The 3,061-nt window shown below is 35.4% G+C and carries 2 protein-coding genes; one reads left to right on the top strand and one right to left on the bottom strand.

Going from position 1 to position 3,061, the window contains the following annotated elements:
* Positions 1 to 932 precede the first annotated feature (932 nt).
* Positions 933 to 1,484, top strand: coding sequence for a replication/maintenance protein RepL (locus NSQ40_RS29385; RefSeq protein WP_437435430.1), 552 nt, complete (start codon positions 933 to 935; stop codon positions 1,482 to 1,484).
* A 39-nt stretch (positions 1,485 to 1,523) separates the two neighbouring features.
* Here NSQ40_RS29385 and NSQ40_RS29380 read toward each other — a convergent pair whose 3' ends face one another.
* A complete protein-coding gene (locus NSQ40_RS29380) occupies positions 1,524 to 2,822 on the bottom strand; it encodes a plasmid recombination protein (protein ID WP_258248745.1) in 1,299 nt (432 codons plus the stop codon).
* Positions 2,823 to 3,061: the final 239 nt, after the last annotated feature.

Below are 3,061 nucleotides of genomic sequence, written 5' to 3'. Positions count from 1 at the left end.
TTGAGGGGCTCCCTCGCCGGTTGGCAGGGTCAAAAGGGTACCTTTTGACAAACCACCAGAGGGTTGCATAGTTAGTGTGTCAACTCCTTATCCTCCCGTCCCCTTACGGGTTCGGTCCGGTACCGTTGACACACACCATGTAACTACCTCTTTTCATTCACTTTCCTTTTTCTATATTCAAAAAAGGAAAGCAAACCAATAGCTAACACAAAAATACTAATTGGAATATAAAGAGGACAATCCGATTTCACATAACCTCGTGTACAAATGAAGGCTACAACTAAAATTTCAAAACAAAATAGTAATCTAATATTTTTTAATAAATTCATATAAAACTTCCTTTCTTCTTTAATAACAATATATCCTTCAATAACAATATACTAATTTTACCAATTTAAAAAGAAATCCCCTTGTTTTTGGGTGTGAGTGCTGGCTGGGGGGTTGGGGGCTAGCCCCCAGGAACTTAACGTAACTGAATATGGAGTAAGCTTGTTGCTTAGAACGATAGAACTGGCGGTTCGGCGGGTACAATTGCTAGTCCAAGTCGAGCAACCTAAATCCTCGTTTTTGGTCTGTTCGGCTTGGCGACATACCAACCCCCGCCGAATTTCGGAATGCAATGGAGGAAAGGTGGAGATTTTTTGAGTGGGTTTCTCAAAAAATACTACCTGACCATTGTATGGAGAAAAGCCCTACTAGGAGATATAGAAAGAGACAGGCTAAAAACCTTGATAAATAAGGCTTTTTAAAGAGCAAATGTAACATAGCTTGTGATACATAAATGTAACATAGCTTGTGATACATATTTGTTACAAGATGTAACAAATAATTATTTACATGTCTATTTATTTGTTATACGATGTAACAAAGTTGATACATAAATGTATCATAGCTTGTGATACATAGGAGGGAATAAAAAAATGGTATCAGAGGTGTTGCAATTGGATAATCAAGAAGAAAAAAAGATTACAGTTGAATTAACAAGCGAAGAATTGAACAAAATTCAAAAGTTACTAGAGCTTGAAGAAAAAAAAGAAAAAACAGAAAAACAAAAAGAAGAAGAAAAAAAGAACTATAACTTTATACAATTGTATCGTGATAACATGCCTGAATTACGTTGGTTAATGACAAAACAGCCATTTGCTAGTAGTTTGTTATTTTTTATATTAGAACATATGGACAACCGTAATGCTTTAGCTTGTTCATATTCAGTTTTTGAAGATTATTTCGGAAAATCAAGAATGACGATTTACAGAGCAATTAAAATCCTTGAAGAAAATGGTTTTATTGATGTATTAAAAATGGGCACATCAAATGTTTATGTAGTTAATGAAAATCTTGCATGGACAGATAAAAACACAAGTAAAAAATTCGCAAAATATGACGGAAAAATCCTTGTTAGTAAAAAGGAAAATAAAGATTATCAATATAGAAACCAATTCGATAGATTCAAAGCCTTACGCGAAAGAGAAGGGATAAAATAGAACAAAAAAGCGATCCCCCTTACAATAGGTATCGCTTTTTTATCGCCCCCTGTCCATGTCATGTTCTTTCTGTTTACTTTTGCTTTTCATTTCTCTGTTATGCTCACGTTCGAACTGATTGTCTATACCTTTTATATCCAATTCATTTTTGATAAGCCCTCTAAACGCCTCAAATTGCTCTTTAAAGACTTTTTTTGTTTGTTGGTATAAAACCTTTATGTTCGCTTTCAAATCACGTATATGAGCCTTCAAATAGTGTATATCGCCCTTTAATGAACCGATTTCAAGCGTAGCTGACGCCAATTCCTTTTTTAACTGTTCATTTTCCTTCGTTTTTTGATAGACTTCCTCACGAAGATTTTTATTTTCCTGAACTAGATCCGTTGTCTGCAAACGCTCATAATCTTTTTTTACAGTGACAGCTGCACTTACCAAATCTTCCAGATATTTAACTTGTTTTGCTGTATAAACATAATTACCTGTTTCTTTTTCAATGATGTCAGGTTTCCCAATAAATTTAGGTTTCACCTCTGTCTTAATCTCTTTCTTTTTACTCTTTAGATTCATTTTCTTTTCAGGAACTTGCGCACTAACTTTCACAAGTTCATCTTTCTTTTTGGCTATTTTTTCTTCTAACCATTGAATTTCCCTTTCTAAATCCTTTTTTTCTTTGTACTCATTGACATCTTTATATTCATTTGAACCAACTAGTTTTCGTTCAATGCCACGCTCTTTCAATATTTTTTCTAACAACTTTACTTCTTTTTCTCGCCAATCATCAAAAGGACGAGTTTTATCTAGTTCTGAATCTTGTTGCATAATGGCTCGGTCAAATGATACTTGCTTTTCAAGTCCTCGCTTATATCCACTCGCCACAGGCACAAAATTTAAATGCATATGAGGGCTTGTCTCGTCATTGTGAATGACCGCATTATAAACTTTTAAATTAGGATTTCGTTTCTCAAAATCCTTGAACCACTCTAACAAAATTTCATTTGCTCTTTTATAATCGGCATTGCGAATGAAGTCGTTTAAATCACCCACTTGAATGATCATTTCTTGCTGAAGCGAAGTTTTCTTACTGGACTGAATGTGCTTATAATAATCCTCAATTTTTCTATCAGATCGTTTTTGTTTGGCATTATATTTCTCCAACGCTTCTCCGAATTCTTCTTGATACAATTCCTTTAAATCTTTCTGAACAAGATATTTATTTTCATCAGAACGTGAATAATCAATATGCGAATTTCGCTCTTTTTCCTTCTCGCTCATTGTCCTATTATTGTGTTTGATATTGGTTTTGTTCGTTGCCTTTTTCAAAGAAACTGACATGCTCATGACGAATCAACTCCTTGCTCCCACTATACCAAGAGCTTTGTTACTTTGGCAAAGTAACCTTTTCTGTATTGTGACATTCCGCTCCGCTATACATCACAATGAAAAGGGTCTGCGACGCTTGGCGGCGGTGCCGCGCCATGCCCCGCATGGCAAAGAAAAAAACCTCGGACTTTGTCCGCACCTACAAGGGGAACTCTTCCCCTTGACCCCATCAATCGAACTCCCCAACCCCTCAATCT

The sequence above is a fragment of the Bacillus sp. FSL K6-6038 genome (genome assembly GCF_038050455.1).
Lineage (GTDB): Bacteria > Bacillota > Bacilli > Bacillales > Bacillaceae_G > Bacillus_A > Bacillus_A pseudomycoides.
Note: the sequence above shows the minus strand (reverse complement) of the source record. Positions and strands in the feature narration are given on the sequence as shown.